Origin of the sequence: Pengzhenrongella phosphoraccumulans (assembly GCF_045689905.1) — a bacterium.
GTDB lineage: Bacteria > Actinomycetota > Actinomycetes > Actinomycetales > Cellulomonadaceae > Pengzhenrongella > Pengzhenrongella phosphoraccumulans.
On record NZ_CP144210.1, the window covers coordinates 4,642,078 to 4,656,127 of the forward strand.

General features: G+C 70.9%; 11 protein-coding genes. 4 read left to right on the plus strand and 7 right to left on the minus strand.

The genetic code is table 11. The features are described from left to right. Positions 1-5: 5 nt before the first annotated feature. From VTA80_RS21510 to VTA80_RS21525, 4 genes are all read right to left on the minus strand, one after another. Positions 6-1,034 carry an N-acetylglucosamine kinase gene (locus VTA80_RS21510; RefSeq protein WP_407343099.1) on the minus strand — a complete coding sequence of 343 codons (1,029 nt, stop codon included), beginning with the start codon at positions 1,032-1,034 and terminating at the stop codon, positions 6-8. Next, positions 1,031-1,915 carry a carbohydrate ABC transporter permease gene (locus VTA80_RS21515; protein ID WP_407343100.1) on the minus strand — a complete coding sequence of 295 codons (885 nt, stop codon included), beginning with the start codon at positions 1,913-1,915 and terminating at the stop codon, positions 1,031-1,033. The genes VTA80_RS21510 and VTA80_RS21515 overlap by 4 nt, the downstream gene beginning before the upstream one ends. Further along, positions 1,912-2,907 (minus strand): carbohydrate ABC transporter permease, encoded by a 996-nt coding sequence (locus VTA80_RS21520; protein WP_407343101.1) that lies wholly within the window; start codon positions 2,905-2,907, stop codon positions 1,912-1,914. Before VTA80_RS21520 ends, VTA80_RS21515 begins: the two co-directional genes overlap by 4 nt. Positions 2,908-2,996: 89 nt before the next feature. Continuing rightward, positions 2,997-4,331 carry an extracellular solute-binding protein gene (locus VTA80_RS21525; protein WP_407343102.1) on the minus strand — a complete coding sequence of 445 codons (1,335 nt, stop codon included), beginning with the start codon at positions 4,329-4,331 and terminating at the stop codon, positions 2,997-2,999. A 461-nt stretch (positions 4,332-4,792) separates the two neighbouring features. On the opposite strand from VTA80_RS21525, the gene VTA80_RS21530 reads away from it, so the two are divergent. Beyond that, on the plus strand, positions 4,793-5,569 hold the full coding sequence (locus tag VTA80_RS21530) for a GntR family transcriptional regulator (protein WP_407343103.1): 777 nt from the start codon (positions 4,793-4,795) through the stop codon (positions 5,567-5,569). Here VTA80_RS21530 and VTA80_RS21535 read toward each other — a convergent pair. Continuing rightward, positions 5,566-6,420 (minus strand): acyltransferase domain-containing protein, encoded by an 855-nt coding sequence (locus VTA80_RS21535; RefSeq protein WP_407343104.1) that lies wholly within the window; start codon positions 6,418-6,420, stop codon positions 5,566-5,568. The two genes, VTA80_RS21530 and VTA80_RS21535, sit on opposite strands and share 4 nt — an antisense overlap. Before the next feature lie 161 nt (positions 6,421-6,581). Here VTA80_RS21535 and VTA80_RS21540 point away from each other — a divergent pair, with 161 nt between their 5' ends. From VTA80_RS21540 to VTA80_RS21550, 3 genes are all read left to right on the plus strand, one after another. After that, positions 6,582-8,873, plus strand: coding sequence for a glycoside hydrolase domain-containing protein (locus VTA80_RS21540; protein ID WP_407343105.1), 2,292 nt, complete (start codon positions 6,582-6,584; stop codon positions 8,871-8,873). Beyond that, a complete protein-coding gene (locus VTA80_RS21545) occupies positions 8,870-10,168 on the plus strand; it encodes a glycosyltransferase (protein WP_407343106.1) in 1,299 nt (432 codons plus the stop codon). The genes VTA80_RS21540 and VTA80_RS21545 overlap by 4 nt, the downstream gene beginning before the upstream one ends. A 103-nt stretch (positions 10,169-10,271) precedes the next feature. Beyond that, the gene (locus VTA80_RS21550) at positions 10,272-12,089 is read left to right on the plus strand and encodes an alkyl/aryl-sulfatase (RefSeq protein ID WP_407343107.1); all 1,818 of its coding nucleotides are present in this window, start codon (positions 10,272-10,274) and stop codon (positions 12,087-12,089) included. 15 nt (positions 12,090-12,104) lie between these two features. Here the strand turns inward: VTA80_RS21550 and VTA80_RS21555 are convergent, their stop codons facing one another. Continuing rightward, positions 12,105-12,662, minus strand: coding sequence for a GNAT family N-acetyltransferase (locus VTA80_RS21555; RefSeq protein WP_407343108.1), 558 nt, complete (start codon positions 12,660-12,662; stop codon positions 12,105-12,107). Between the two features lie 59 nt (positions 12,663-12,721). Continuing rightward, on the minus strand, positions 12,722-13,990 hold the full coding sequence (locus VTA80_RS21560; RefSeq protein WP_407343109.1) for a wax ester/triacylglycerol synthase domain-containing protein: 1,269 nt from the start codon (positions 13,988-13,990) through the stop codon (positions 12,722-12,724). Positions 13,991-14,050: the final 60 nt, after the last annotated feature.

Genomic DNA, 14,050 nt, shown 5'->3' on the forward strand with positions numbered 1-14,050 from the left:
CTCTCCTAGAGCTGATCTGTTGGGTGGGCGGGTGGGGCGATCGCCGTCTTCGAGGTCACGGTCGTCAGCGACCGGACCTGCTCGGCGACGCGATCGCGCAGGGTGTGGTCGATCGGCATCCCGGCGGCCCTCAGCGCGAGGTAGTACGCGCCGATCACCGGCGGGACCTGCGGTACGACCACCCGGAAGCCGGGTGCGCGCTCGGCGAGCTGGGCGATCAGCCGGGTCAGGACCCAGCCGCCCGGGCGCAGCACGCCCCCGGACGGGACGATCAGGCGCTCGTCGGGCGCGAGGAACGGCGCCGCCGCGACCGTCGCGACGACGAGGTCGGCGAGCCGGTCCGCGGCACGATCGAGGATGCCCGCCGCCGTGACGTCGCCGCTCTCGGCGATCGCGACGACGCTCGTGGTCAGCGCCGCGATGGCGGTGCGGTCCAGCCGGCTGCCGGTGACGAGGTTGTACACGCCCCGCATGTCCGGCTGGCCCAGGCGGGACGGCACGGCGAGGGTGAGCGCGGTGTGCGCCGCGGTTCCGTCGACGTCTCGGGCCGCGGCCTTGAGCGCCTCCATCGCGATCCAGAACCCGCCGCCCTCGTCGCCCAGCAGCCAGCCCCAGCCGCCGAGCAGGACGTCGTCGGCCCCTCGGCCATGCGCGAGGGCCACGGTGCCGGTGCCGGCGATGAGACCGATCCCGCCCTCGCCGGCCGTCCCGCTCGCCAGGGCGGCGAGGGTGTCGCTCTCGAGGGTGAGGTGCTGCCGGGCCTCGACGAGCTCGCGGATCATCCCGTCGGCGATCGCGGCCGAGCCCGTCATCGCCAGGCAGCTGACCGCGATCGAGTCGCCGACCCGCGCACCGCTCAGCGCGTCGGTGACCGCGCGACCCAGACCGTCGCGGACGAACCGCTCGGCGTCGGGCTCCTCGTGGTGCCGGATGGGCCCGCCGCGCCCGACCCCGCGAAGGTCACCGTCGGAGGTCATCAGGACGGCGACGGTCCCGGTCTGGCCGCCGTCGACGGCCAGGACCAGCGCGCTCATCCCTTCACCGCCCCGGCCATGACCCCGCGGATGATGTTCTTCTGGAAGAGCAGGTAGACGATCACGATCGGCAGCGTGGTGATCGTGGTGGCGGCCATCATCAGGCCGTACTGGCTGAAGTAGCTGCCCTGGAAGGCGAGCAGCCCGACCTGCAGCGGGAGCAGGGCCTGGTTGCTGAACACCACCGAGGCGAGCACGTACTCGTTCCACACGCCGAGCACGGTCAGGATCACGACCGTGGCGATCGCGGGCCGGGCGAGCGGGAAGGCGATCTTCAGGAACACCTGGACCCGCGAGGCGCCGTCGATGAACGCCGCCTCCTCGAGCTCTTTGGGGATCTGCTCGAAGAACGCCCGGAGGATGAACATGGCCACCGGCAGGCTGCCGTTGATCATGGGCAGGATGTAGCCGAGCTGGGTGTCGAGCAGGTGCAGCTTGGCCAGGACGAGGTACAGCGGGATGAACGCGCCCGGGATCGGGATGAACAGGAACACCAGGAGCGCGCCGTACAAGGCCCGCTTGCCGGGGAACCGCATCCGCGCGAAGGCGTACGCCGAGAGCGAGGCGAGGAAGACGGTGCCCGCGACGACGGCGACGGTGTAGACGACGCTGTTGACGAAGTAGTCGCTGAACGAGGACTGCTGCCACGCCTGCACGAAGTTGCTCCACTGCGGGCTCTTCGGGATGAGGTGCACTCCGCCGTAGATCTCCGCGTTGGTCTGCAGCGACGCGGAGATCATCCACACGAGCGGGATCACCGAGGCGAGCCCCCAGATCGCGAGCGCGACGTGGAGCAGGATCCGAGGGGCCTTGAGCCGCGGCGCACCGCGGCGCACCGGCGGCGCGACCTGGAGCTCAGGCCGGTTGAGCAGAGCGGTCATGACGGGTCTCCTCCCGATCGACGAGACACGTACAGCGAGATCATCGAGACCCCGAAGAGCAGGACGCCGAAGATGATCGACAGCGCCGAGGCGTAGCCGAAGTCCGGGCTCGGTCCGAAGGCGGACCGGTAGATGTGCAGGATCGGCACCTCGGTGGCGTAGCCCGGGCCACCCTTCGTCATCGCCACGACCAGGTTGAACGTCTGCATCGCGCCGAGGAACGTGAGCACGCTGACGATCCCGATGACGGGCCGTAGGAGCGGCATCGTGATGCGCCGGAAGATCTGCCGGCCGGTCGCGCCGTCCATCCGCGCGGCCTCGTAGATCTCGCCGGAGATCCCCTGGAGGCCGGCGAGGAAGAGCAGGAACGGGTACCCGACCCCTTGCCAGACGGAGACGATCGAGATCGCCCAGAGCGCCGTCTTGGGATCTCCCAGCCACGGGTGCGCCAGCACGCCGAGCCCGAGGGAGTCGAGCGTCGCGTTGATGACGCCGTTGTTGGGCTCCAGGAGCCATTTCCAGATCGTGGCCACGACGATGCCCGAGAGGATCGGGGGGAGGTAGAACAACGTGCGGTAGATCGTCTGCCCCTTCATCTTCCGGTCGACGCCGACCGCGAGGAGGAGCCCGAGACCCTGCATGAACACCAGCGCGATGACGGACAGGAACACGCCGTTGCGCATCGAGCCCCACCACACGGAGTCGTGGAGCGCGGCGACGTAGTTGTCGAGCCCGACGTTGTCGAACGTGCTCGACAGCCCGTCCCAGCTCGTGAAGCTCAGCTCGACGGTCCGCGCGAACGGGTACACGCTGAACACGACGAACAGCACCAGTGTCGGCAGGATGAAGAGATACGCGGTGAGCATCTCGATCCGTCGGGCCCGGCTGTACCGCTTCGATCGACGGTTCGGGACTGGCCGCCCGCCGGCGGCGCCACGGCGGCCGATCGGCCGCTCGCGGTCCGCCTGAACAAGGACGCGGGTCGTGCTCATCGTTGTTCCTCTCCTGGTTGCGGGTGCGCTCGTCGCGAGGGGAGACGAGCGCACCCGCTGGTCACGGGGTCGAGCGGGCGCAGCTCGGCCTACTGCGCCAGGTCGGTCTCCTGCGCCAGCTGCATCCGGGCCGCCACGGCCTCGGGGGTGTCGGTCCCGGCGATGATCAGCTGGAGCCCGGCGGTCATGGTGGTGACGACGGCGCCCTGCATCGCGACCGGCGAGGCGGGGGTGAGCTTGTCGGCCCCGGCGGCGAACGCCGCGATGTTCTCGTCGAGCTCGAGCTCGTCGGCGACCTGCCGGTTCGCCGGGATGTTGAAGCTCGCCTCGGCGTACTTCTTCTGCTGGTCGGCCTCGGTGAGCCACTTGAGGAACGCCACCGACGCATCCGCGTTCGGTGAGGTGCCGACGACGAAGACCGTCGAGCCGACCCCGCCGGGGATGTACAGCGTCTCGTCGCCGAACGACGGCGGCATGAAGACCCCGTAGTTCTTGAACTCCGGGTTCGTCGCGTTGAATACGCCGAGGGCCCAGGAGCCGTCGAAGATCATCCCGACCTGCCCCGAGGCGAACAGGGTCTCGGCGGCGGGCATGTCGTAGCCGAGGATGCCGTCCGCGAAGACGCCGGCCTTGGCGAGCTTGTCGAAGGTGCTCAAGAACTTGATCCACTCCGGCGTGTCGTACCGGCCGGTGCCGTCATAGGCGGCGGTCCGGGCCTCGAGCGGGACCACGTTGTCGATGTACATCGAGGCCATCGAGCCGAGCGGCCACGACGAGAAGCCCGAGACGAACGGCTGGATGTCGGCGTCCCGCAGCTTCTGGGAGACCGAGATGAACTCGTCGAGCGTGGTCGGCAGCTCGGTGATCCCGGCCTTGTCGAACAGGTCCTTGTTGTACAGGATCTGCATGTTGTTGGTGTCGAGCGGGACCAGGTAGGCGCCCGGGTCGACCTTCCACTGGTTGTCCGGCGTGTAGGAGACCCCCTGGATGGCCGACGGCACGAACTCGTCGAACCACTCGGTCGCGCCGTCCACCGTCGTCAGGTTGAGGATCTTTCCCTCGAGGGCGTAGGGCGCGAGCTTCTCGCCGGCGCTGGTCCAGCCGGCCGAGATGTCGGGCAGCTGATCCGCCTGGGCGGCGGCCTGGAACTTCTGCGCGAGAGCGTCCCCCGGCACGAGCTCGAGCTTGACCTCGACCCCGGTCTCGTCCTGGTACTGCGTCGCGAGCTCCTGGAGGAGGTCCGCGCGATCCGTGAAGTAGTGCCAGAACGTCAGCGTCGTGCCCGTCTTCTCGACGGCGCCCGCCTTCGCGCCGGTGCTGTCGGTCCCACCGGCACAGGCCGTCAGGGCGAGGGTGAGGCTGAGACCAATCGTGGCGACCGCAGCGACCTTGCTGCGGCGCGGGTTGGCCGAGGTTCGTGCCATGGGGCTTCTCCTTGGACGGGTTCATCAAGGGCCGAGTCGTAGGACTGGGCGAGGAAATGTGTGTCTCAGCGGCGTTGCTAAGGTCTAGACCTCTCGAATGCCTGAAACGTACGCTGGATCCCCGAGAGTGTCAACCGACCGCGATTCGCCCCAGTTGCGAGTGGGGATACCGCGGGTGCAGACTGTCGACGCGGTCGGGCTGAGATGCCTGACCGCACCAGTGGTTCGTACCAGCACCACGCGAGTCGCCCATCGGCGCCGGGCACCGCGCGATACGGGAAACCGAGAGGACCAGCGTTGAGCAGCACGCAGCACGCACCCGATCTGGGCCGTCCCCCCTCGGTGCTCGCCCAGGTCAGCGGCAGTACGCTCCGCCTAGCGGCGCGCGGTCGACCGGGCCTCACCACGGGGTCCACCGCCGCACCGGAGCATCAGTACGTCGACGCGGGGGGCGCACGGGCATGAGTCACGACACCGATCTCAGACGCAATCCGGTGCTCGCCGAGGCGCTGGGCGCCATCACGCCGGACCCCGAGACCTCGAAGCACGAGCAGGTCCGCGGCCGACTCATCGAGGTGATCGAGACGCTGCAGACGGGCGATCGGCTGCCGCCCGAACGCGAGCTCGCCTCACGGTTCGGGGTGAGCCGGATGACCCTGCGTCAGGCCATCTCGAGCCTGGCCACCGCGGGCTACGTGGTGCGGGTGCAGGGCGACGGCACGTTCGTGGCCGACCCGACGATCTCGAAGAGCTCCGAGCTCACCGGGTTCTCGGAAGACATGGCAGCGCGGGGCTTTCGCCCCTCGTCGCGCCTCCTGGCGATCTCGCACGTCTCTGCCGGCGCCGCCCTCGGTTCCGAGCTCGTGCTCAGCCCCGAGGAGATGGTCTTCCACCTCGAGCGGGTCCGGATGGCGGATGGCATCCCGATGTGCCTGGAGACCATCGACCTGCCGGCCCACCTGACCCCTGGCCTCGACCGCCAGCCCCTCGACCAGTCGCTGTACGAGATCCTCTCGACCGTCTACGGCATCGAGCTCTTCGAGGCCGACCAGGTGATCTCGCCGACGGTCGTCAACCAGGCGCAGGCCGACCTGCTCCGGGTGCCCGTCCACAGCCCCGCCCTCATCGTCAAGCGGATCGGCTACGACAAGAAGCGCCGACCCATCGAGCGCGCGATGTCGATCTACCGGGGCGACCGCTACGACATCCGGATGACGGTCCGACGCAACCCGATCTAGCCCGCGATCCCGCCGTGCCCCGGCGCGAGGCGCAGGTAGCCGGTACCGATCTGCCAGGCCTCGCCGCGCTCGGCCCGGTCGAGGACGAACCGCTGCAGCGACGTGCGCCGGGGCAGCGACGGCACGTCGCCGAGCTCGCGCGTGCGGAAGACGAAGAACAGCGCGGCCGAGGCGTCGTCGTACGGGGCCCGCAGCTCCATGAAACGACGCCCGAAAGCACCGACGTTCGTGCCGGCGCCCATGACCTCCACCAGCGCCGGATCAAGGAGCCAGGACTCGCACACGGCAATATCGACGGGCTGGTCCGGAAAATACGCCGGAAAGAATTCTGCGGCCGAAACCAGGCTTTCATTGACCGCGGCCGGAGAAAGCGGACCCGACTCGGGGACATGAATCCCCACGTACCATTGGCCAGCCGTGAGCACCCCCTCGATCGAGACCGGGGACGGGTGCAGCATGAAGTTGAGGCGACCGAGCGCGAACATCATGCCGGTGTAGTGCGGGATCAACCAGTCCCAGGTCTCGAGTCCGAACTCCCCGTGCGCGCGCCGGTGTTTGGCCTGGTTGCGCCCCACATCGGCGAACGTCGCCGCGATCACCGACGCCGGGATCCCGTGCGCGCGGTACCAGCGCGCGACCGCCGGAGTCCGCCGGAGGAACGCCGTCAACCACGTCATCGGGTCGGTGCACGCCACCTCAGGCGGCGCCACGCTGAAGCTGCCCAACCGACGTGTCAGCTCGGCTTCCACCGCGATCACGGCAGGATTCTCTGGCGCCTCGAACAAACGCTCGCAATCGGCCCGGTCGCCCTCAGTCACGGCCAGCAGGTCGAGGATCTGCAACACGTTCATCAAAAGAATATAGCGCAATCTCCAGAGCCCATTTTTCGCGGCGCGGGCGACCGGGCGCAGGTTCGTTCGGCCGCAGTCGCGCGAATGCCCGTCGCGATCCGTCTGCCGCGCCGTGACCTCCCGGTAACCGGCCGGACATCTTCGCCTCGTAAGTTCTGCGGATGGACAGCGACGTCGGCGCCACCCGCCCACGAACACCCCGGGTCGCCGGCGACAACCGCACGATGGCCGACCTGGTCGACCCGTTCATCGGGACCGACGTCACGGCACTGCCGACACCCACCGGGCTCGCGTCCACGTGGTGGTGGCCCAAGCCGCAGGTCGGCAACACCCACCCCGGGGCGACCTACCCCCTGGGCATGGTCTCGGCGTGCGCCTACTCGGGTGCGTACCCCACGGGCTACGGCGTGCACGACCTCGTCACCGAGGGGGTTCCGACCCGGGTCCACGAGCGCCAGATGGCGTCGGGCTTCACGCACTTTCAGCAGTCCGGCACCGGGGCCATCCGCAAGTACTACAACTACTTCCGCGTGACCCCGATGCTGCAGCCGCTCGACGAGCTGGGCGCGCTGTGGGAGATCGACGAGGAGCACGCCTCGCCCGGCTTCTACTCGGCCACGCTCGCGTCGGGGATCCGCTGCGACGTGACGGTCGGCCCCAAGAGCGCCGTGCACCGCTACACGTTCCCGGCCCACCGCGACGCCCGCCTGGTCATCGACTTCTCCCTCGGCGGCCTGGCCATCCCGCACGGCCGCACCGTGCCGTTGCGCGCCAACCTGCAGCTGATCGCGCCCGGCGTCGCGCAGGGCGAGATCGTCGTCGAGGGCGCGCCGCTCGCGGTGCACGTCGAGTGCGACACCCCGCAGTGGCGCCAGCTGCTCTGGTACGACCGCCGGCTGATGCCCGGGGGGACCCGGCTCGACTTCGACTACATCCGCCCGACGACGTTGCGCCCGTTCGGTCTGATGTGGGCCGGGTCCACCAAGCCCGGGCAGGTCGTCGAGCTGCGGTTCGGCTTCTCGCTGCGCGGGGTCGACCAGGCCCGCGCGAACCTCGAGGCCGACTGCGGACCGGGTCCGTCGAGCTTCGCCGCGCGGCACGCGGCCACGGCCGCGACCTGGGACGAGCACCTCGGCGCGATCACCGTCGACTCGCCGTCCGCCGAGCGCAAGAGCGTCCTGGCCACGGCCGTCTACCACTCGCTGATCAAGCCGTGCCTGGCCCCGGGCGAGAGCCCCTTCTGGCCGACCAGCGGGCCGTTCGCCTACGACATCGCCACCATGTGGGACATCTACCGGACCCAGCTGCCCCTGCTGACCGCGCTGCGCCCCGACCGCGCCGTCGAGCTCGCCCAGGCCCTGCTGCACATCTCCGAGGAGGAGGGCAACCTGCCGATCGGCTACCGGATGGCCCGGGGCGCCGACCAGTTCTCCCGCCAGGCGAGCGCGCTGGCGCACACGTTCCTGGCCGACCTGTGCCAGCTCGGCCTGGCCCTCGACTGGGACTGGGCCCTGGTGCACATGCACAACGACCTGCGCCGCTCCTACGGGGAGGACTTCCTGCTCCGCGGCGAGGTCCACCCGATCAGCCACACGCTCGATCTCGCGTTCGGGTACTGGTGCACCTCGAAGATCGCGGACCAGGTCGGTGACGCGGCGCTCGTCGCCGCGTTCGCCCCCCTGGCAGCCCGCTGGACAAACGCGTTCGACCCCGCCACCGGGCTGCTCAAGGACTCGGTGTTCTACGAGGGCGGCCGGTGGAACTACTCGTTCCGGCTGGTGCACGACATGGCGGCCCGGATCGCGCTGGCGGGCGGCGACGAGGCGTTCGTCGGCCTCCTCGACACGTTCTTCGGTGTCGGCGCCGAGGCGGTGACCCAGCCGGGGGTGCAGCCCGGCGACGCCGAGATGGCCCGCGGCTACGCCCTCAACCGGTTCGAGGGGCTCAACAACGAGCCGGACATGGAGGCCCCGTGGGCCTACCAGTACGCGGGGAGACCGGACCGGACGGCCGACGTCGTGCACGCGGTCGTGCACCAGCAGTTCGGGACCGGCCGGGGCGGGCTGCCCGGCAACGACGACTCGGGCGGCCTGAGCTCGTGGTTCGTGTGGGCCTCGCTCGGGCTCTTCCCGGTCGCGGGCCAGAATCTGTTCCTCATCAACGCGCCCGCCTGGCGCGAGTCGCGGCTCGAGTTCGGTGGCGCCGTGCTCGTGGTCGCCACGACGGGGTTCGTGGAGCCCGCACCGGACGGCCCCGCCCAGTACGTGCAGTCGGTCCAGCTCGACGGGATCCCGCTCGAGCGCACCTGGCTGACCGGGAACGAGCTCCATCGCGGCGGGCGTCTGCTCATCGAGCTCGGCCCCGCGCCGGGCACGTGGGGCACGCGGGTCCGCCCACCCTCCACCTCGACGTCCGCACCACTTCCCCCCGCACCCACCGGAGCAACCCCATGACTCGACCACCGGCCCACCGACTCGTCATCGTCGTGCGCGCCGATCCGGTGATCTGCGGGCACTCCGGGGAGGCGCGCAACCTCGCCGAGGCGGCCCTCGACCGAGGGTTCGACGACGTGCGGATCCTGTCGTGGCCGATCGAGCGGCTCCAGGAGACGGGCCTGCCGCTCAAGCCGCTGGACCGGGTCCTGCCCTACTCCCCCGGCATCGTCGTCGAACGCCCGGAGCCGGTGGGCGACTACAAGGTCCCCGACGGGCGCTACCTGGCCGGGCTCACCGGCCGGCTGGTCGAGCTGTTCACCGACGGCGTCCCGACCACGTGCATGTCGCTGTACCTGAGCCCGCACGCGGTCGTGGTGGCCGACGCCGTGCGGGTCGCGCACAGCACCGGTCTGCCGGTCGACGTGGTGACCATCGCGGAGGCCGTCGGCTCGGATGTCACCAACGTGGTGCGGTCGTGCCTCGAGGAGAACCGCTGGGGCGCGGCGGCGCACGTGCTGTCGAGCTACCTCGCCCACGACGTGTGCCTCGCGGTGTCGCAGTACACCCGCGAGCTCATCATCGCCGAGGCGGTCGAGCTCGACGCGCGGCACGGGACCACGTTCGCCGAGCGCTGCGAGGGCCGGATCACCGTGTCGTACCCGGCGATCGACGTCGGCACCTTCCTGTCCCTCGATGAACGCGAGGGCGACCAGGTGCTCGCGCGGCGGGGGCTTGACCGCGACGGGTACGTGCTCTTCCTGTCCCGACTGGCGCACGCCAAGGGGGTCGACGACCTGATCGCCGGGTTCGCCCGGAGCCAGCTCGCCCCGACCGTCCGCCTGGTCATCGCCGGCAGCGGGCCCGACGCCGCCCGTCTACGTGCGCTGGCCGCGATCTCGCCGGCGGCCGATCGGATCGTCTTCCTCGACGACGTGGACGACGACGAGAAGCGGCACCTGATGGCGGGCTGCCTGACCTACGTGCTGCCGAGCAAGCCGATGCCCGAGTTCGTCGAGACCTTCGGCATCGCGCTGGTGGAGAAGATGCTCTCCGGCGGCGGGCCCGTGATCACCACCGAGACCGGCGGGATCGGCGAGGCCGTCGGCGACTGCGCGGTCTTCGTGCCCGTCGAGGACCCGGCCGCCATCGCCGCCGCCCTCGACCGCGTGGCCGCGATGTCGCCCGGCGAACGGCTGGCGCTCGAGCGGCGGGCACGGGAGCACGCCCTGCAGTTCGACCGGGCCGCCGTCTTCGACAACGTGCTGGACCAGGTGGCCCGGACGAGCGAGGGGAGGTTGCGGCGCGCTGTCTGACGCGCGTCGGGACGGGCCGTCATCCGGCACGGATGACGTCGCGGAGCGGGCGGATCAGCAGGCTCGGAGGTGCCACCATCTCGAGCACGCCCGGAGGATCGCCATGTCCACGCAGACCCGATCGACGACCACCCGTTTCGACGACCGGGAGGACTTCGTCAACGCCGACCGCGGCCTGGTCGCACGGCTGTCCCCGATGGTCATCACGGACGCCGACGGGACCGTCGTCTGGGAGATGACGTCCTGGGACTTCCTCGACGGCGACTGCCCGGCCGGGGTGAACCCGAGCTTGTGGCGGCAGGCCCAGCTCACCGCGAAGCACGGCCTGTACGAGGTGACCGAGGGCATCTACCAGGTCCGGGGGTTCGACCTGTCGAACATGACCCTGGTCGAGAGCGCGCACGGCGTCATCGTGATCGACCCGCTGGTGTGCGCCGAGACCGCTGCGGCCGCGCTCGCGCTGTACCGCCGGCACCGGGGCGATCGCCCCGTCACCGCCGTCATCTACAGCCACGCGCACCTGGACCACTTCGGTGGCGTGCTCGGCGTGGTCGACGCCGACACGGAGGTCCCGATCATCGCCCCGGCGCACTTCCTCGAGCATGCGGTCTCCGAGAACGTCTACGCCGGTACCGCGATGCTCCGCCGCGGCGCGTACTACGCGGGCCTTTCCCTTCCCCGCGGACCCGAGGGCACGCTGGGGATGGGGCTCGGCCCGGGCAGCTCGGCCGGCTCGGTCGGCCTGATCGCCCCGACGCTGGACATCACGCGCACGGGTCAGGAGGAGGTCGTCGACGGGGTGACGATCATCTTCCAGCTGACCCCGGGCACGGAGTCCCCCGCCGAGATGAACTTCTACTTCCCCGACCGCCGGGCCTTGTGCATGGCCGAGAACGCGACCCACAACCTGCACAACCTCCTGACGCTGCGCGGAGCGCAGGTGCGGGACGCGCGCATCTGGTCGCGGTACCTCAACGAGGCCATCGAGCGGTTCGGCTTCCGGTCCGACGTCGCCTTCGCCTCGCACCACTGGCCGACCTGGGGCACCGACGAGCTCACGCGGTACCTGAGCGAGCAGCGGGACCTGTACGCCTACCTGCACGACCAGACCCTGCGCCTGACGAACCAGGGCCACATCGGGTCCGAGATCGCGGAGCTGATCGAGCTGCCGCCCGCGCTCGAGGGTGCCTGGCACACGCACGGCTACTACGGTTCGGTCAGCCACAACGTCAAGGCGATCTACCAGCGCTACATGGGCTGGTACGACGGGAACCCGGCCCACCTGTGGCTGCACCCGCCGCAGGCGTCCGCAACCCGGTACGTGCAGCTCCTGGGCGGCACGGGCGCGACCCTCGCGGCAGCGGAGGAGTTCGCCGCCGCCGGTGACCTGCGGTTCGCTGCCGAGCTGGCCAGCCACGTGGTGTTCGCCGACCCCGACAGCCGCGCCGCGAAGGACCTCCTCGCGAGCGTGCTCGAGCGCCTGGCCACCGGGGCGGAGAACGCCACGTGGCGCAACGTCTACCTGACCGGGGCCCGCGAGCTGCGCGGCGCCGTCGAGCATGCCCCGATCAGCGGAGCGGGGCTGGCCCCGGCCCTGACCGTCACGCAGCTGTTCGACACCGTCGCGATCCGCGTCGTCGGACCCCTGGCCTGGCACGACGAGGTGTCGATCCAGTGGTACCTCCCCGATCTGGGCGAGTCGTACCGCATGGAGCTGAGCAACGGCGCGCTGATCCACTTCCCGAGCATCGGGACCCGGGACGCGGACCTCACCGTGACGCTCACGAAGCCGCAGCTGCTGCGCCTGCTGGCGACGGGCGAGCCCGACGGCATCGACCTCGTCGGTGACCGCACCGCGCTGCAGCGCATCCTGGCGGTCACCGACGCCCCCGACCCGGACTTCGCGGTCGTCACGCCCTGAGCGGCCGCGCCGCCGTCAAAGCTGCCAGTTGCTCGCCGCCACCTCGAAGATGATCTCGAGCCCGTCCTCGTCGTCCCACTGCTCGCCGACCTCGACGAAGCCGTACTGCTGGACCAGCACTCGCGAGGCCGCGTTGTCGGGGCTGATGGTGACGCGGACGGTCCGCACGGACGGTTCCCGCGCCGCGCGCGCGAGCAGGATCTCGAGCGCGGCGCGCGCGTAACCCCGGCGGCGGTGGCCGGGGTCGACCGCGTACCCGATCTCGACCATCCCGGCATCGTCGGGCGGGCCGTGGTACCCCGCCCGACCCACCGCCGCGCGCGCGTCGGCGTCCCAGATGGCTCGGGTGACCCACCCGGCGCACGCGGGGTCGTCGTCGAGCTGCCGGCTGCGCAGGCGCCAGACGCCGTCGCCCGGATCGACGAAGTACGGCGTCAAGGTGATCGGCGCGGCCTGCTCGGCCAGGGCGAGATCGCCGGCTGCGAGCGCATGGATCGCCTCCGCCGGCAGCTGGATCAGCTCGACGTGCTGGTGCGGGCGGGCGGACGGCGGCGGGACGACCTCGGAAACCATGCTGCAAGTGTGACGACCTCCACCCGCGATTCCCAGGTGAATACCGGCCGGCTCGACCCTCACTCGTCGACGAGCCCGGCCACCGCGGCGAGCCCGTCACGCAGATCCGTCGCGAGCACATCGGCCCACGCGGCGGTCTGGGGCGCGCACATGATCGTCACGACCATCCGACCACCGCAGGACAGAGCCGCTGTGGCCACGGCGACATTGCCGACGAGCGTCGCGAGCGGGATGGCGCGCGTCACGGGCCGCCCGAGCACCACGAGCGGGTCCACCGGCCCCCGCATGTTCGTCAGCAGCGTGGTGATCGAGCGCTGCCGGTCGACGAACCGGCGGTACAGCCCGAGCGCTCCGATCACCCGGAAACCCTGCGCGGTCAGCCACCAGGTGGAGCCCGAGATCAGCCGCTTGCGTCGGCGCGAATCGGCCGCGAGCGCGGTGAGGTCCCGGGCGACCGAGGGCCCCGGGACGGGAACCGCGAAGCGCACCGCCCCGACGCGGTTCTCGATCGCCGCCGAGGGCACGGTCACGGTGACGGACACCTCGACCGGCGCACCGGCCAGCCCCTGCGCGGCGAGCTGGCGATGCATCACGCGGCCCCAGGCCCACAGCAGCGCGTCGTTCACCGTCGCGCCGCACGTGCGCGCCCCGGCGCGCAGCGGGCCGAGGCCGACGTCGACCACGCGCAGCTCGTACCCGGGACTCACGGGCTGGTTCAGCGGTGAGGCGGGCACCCGGTGGCCCGACGACGCCCGCAGCTCGCGCAGCCCGACCAGGTGCTGCGGCAGTCGCCAGATCCCGCGCAGCGCACGCGCGCGCGCCAGCCAGGCCTCGCGCGTGAGGACGGCCCGACCCGGCACCGGTTCGCGCGCAGCGAGCGCCCGTTCGGGGCCGTCCGAGACGATCGCGAGCACCGCCCGCAGCAGGCTGGGCCCGTCCGCCATGGCGTGGTGGCTCGACCAGACCAGGGCCGAGCGACTCTCGGCCGGCAGGTCGACGAGCGTCAGGGTCCACCACGGGCGGGCGGCGTCGAGCGGCTCGAGCAGGATCGCTGCGGCCACGGTGAGCAGGTCGGCGGGATCAGCAGTGCGCGCGCGTACATGGTGGTCGAGGTCGACCGCGACGTCCGCCCACACCGGACGACCGGCGCCGGCCGGCACGGGCCGCATGCTCTGGGCCAGGCGCGGGACCAGGCCGAGGCGCACCGCCACGGCCGACCGGACCTCGTCGACCTGCGGTGCCGGTCCGTCGAGCTCCAGCAGCACGCCGACGTTGCGGGGGTTCGGCCCGACGTCCGCGGTCAGCTCGGCCAGGTCAAAGACACTCATCCGCTCGGGCACACGGTCAGTATTCCGGCTGGCGGCGACCCCGGTGCGGGACCTGCGCCA

Coding starts and splice junctions, on each gene's coding strand:
- VTA80_RS21510 (WP_407343099.1), bottom strand. CDS start 1,034: ATGAGCGCGCTGGTCCTGGCCGTCGACGGCGGCCAGACCGGGACCGTC.
- VTA80_RS21515 (WP_407343100.1), bottom strand. CDS start 1,915: ATGACCGCTCTGCTCAACCGGCCTGAGCTCCAGGTCGCGCCGCCGGTG.
- VTA80_RS21520 (WP_407343101.1), bottom strand. CDS start 2,907: ATGAGCACGACCCGCGTCCTTGTTCAGGCGGACCGCGAGCGGCCGATC.
- VTA80_RS21525 (WP_407343102.1), bottom strand. CDS start 4,331: ATGGCACGAACCTCGGCCAACCCGCGCCGCAGCAAGGTCGCTGCGGTC.
- VTA80_RS21530 (WP_407343103.1), top strand. CDS start 4,793: ATGAGTCACGACACCGATCTCAGACGCAATCCGGTGCTCGCCGAGGCG.
- VTA80_RS21535 (WP_407343104.1), bottom strand. CDS start 6,420: ATGAACGTGTTGCAGATCCTCGACCTGCTGGCCGTGACTGAGGGCGAC.
- VTA80_RS21540 (WP_407343105.1), top strand. CDS start 6,582: ATGGACAGCGACGTCGGCGCCACCCGCCCACGAACACCCCGGGTCGCC.
- VTA80_RS21545 (WP_407343106.1), top strand. CDS start 8,870: ATGACTCGACCACCGGCCCACCGACTCGTCATCGTCGTGCGCGCCGAT.
- VTA80_RS21550 (WP_407343107.1), top strand. CDS start 10,272: ATGTCCACGCAGACCCGATCGACGACCACCCGTTTCGACGACCGGGAG.
- VTA80_RS21555 (WP_407343108.1), bottom strand. CDS start 12,662: ATGGTTTCCGAGGTCGTCCCGCCGCCGTCCGCCCGCCCGCACCAGCAC.
- VTA80_RS21560 (WP_407343109.1), bottom strand. CDS start 13,990: ATGAGTGTCTTTGACCTGGCCGAGCTGACCGCGGACGTCGGGCCGAAC.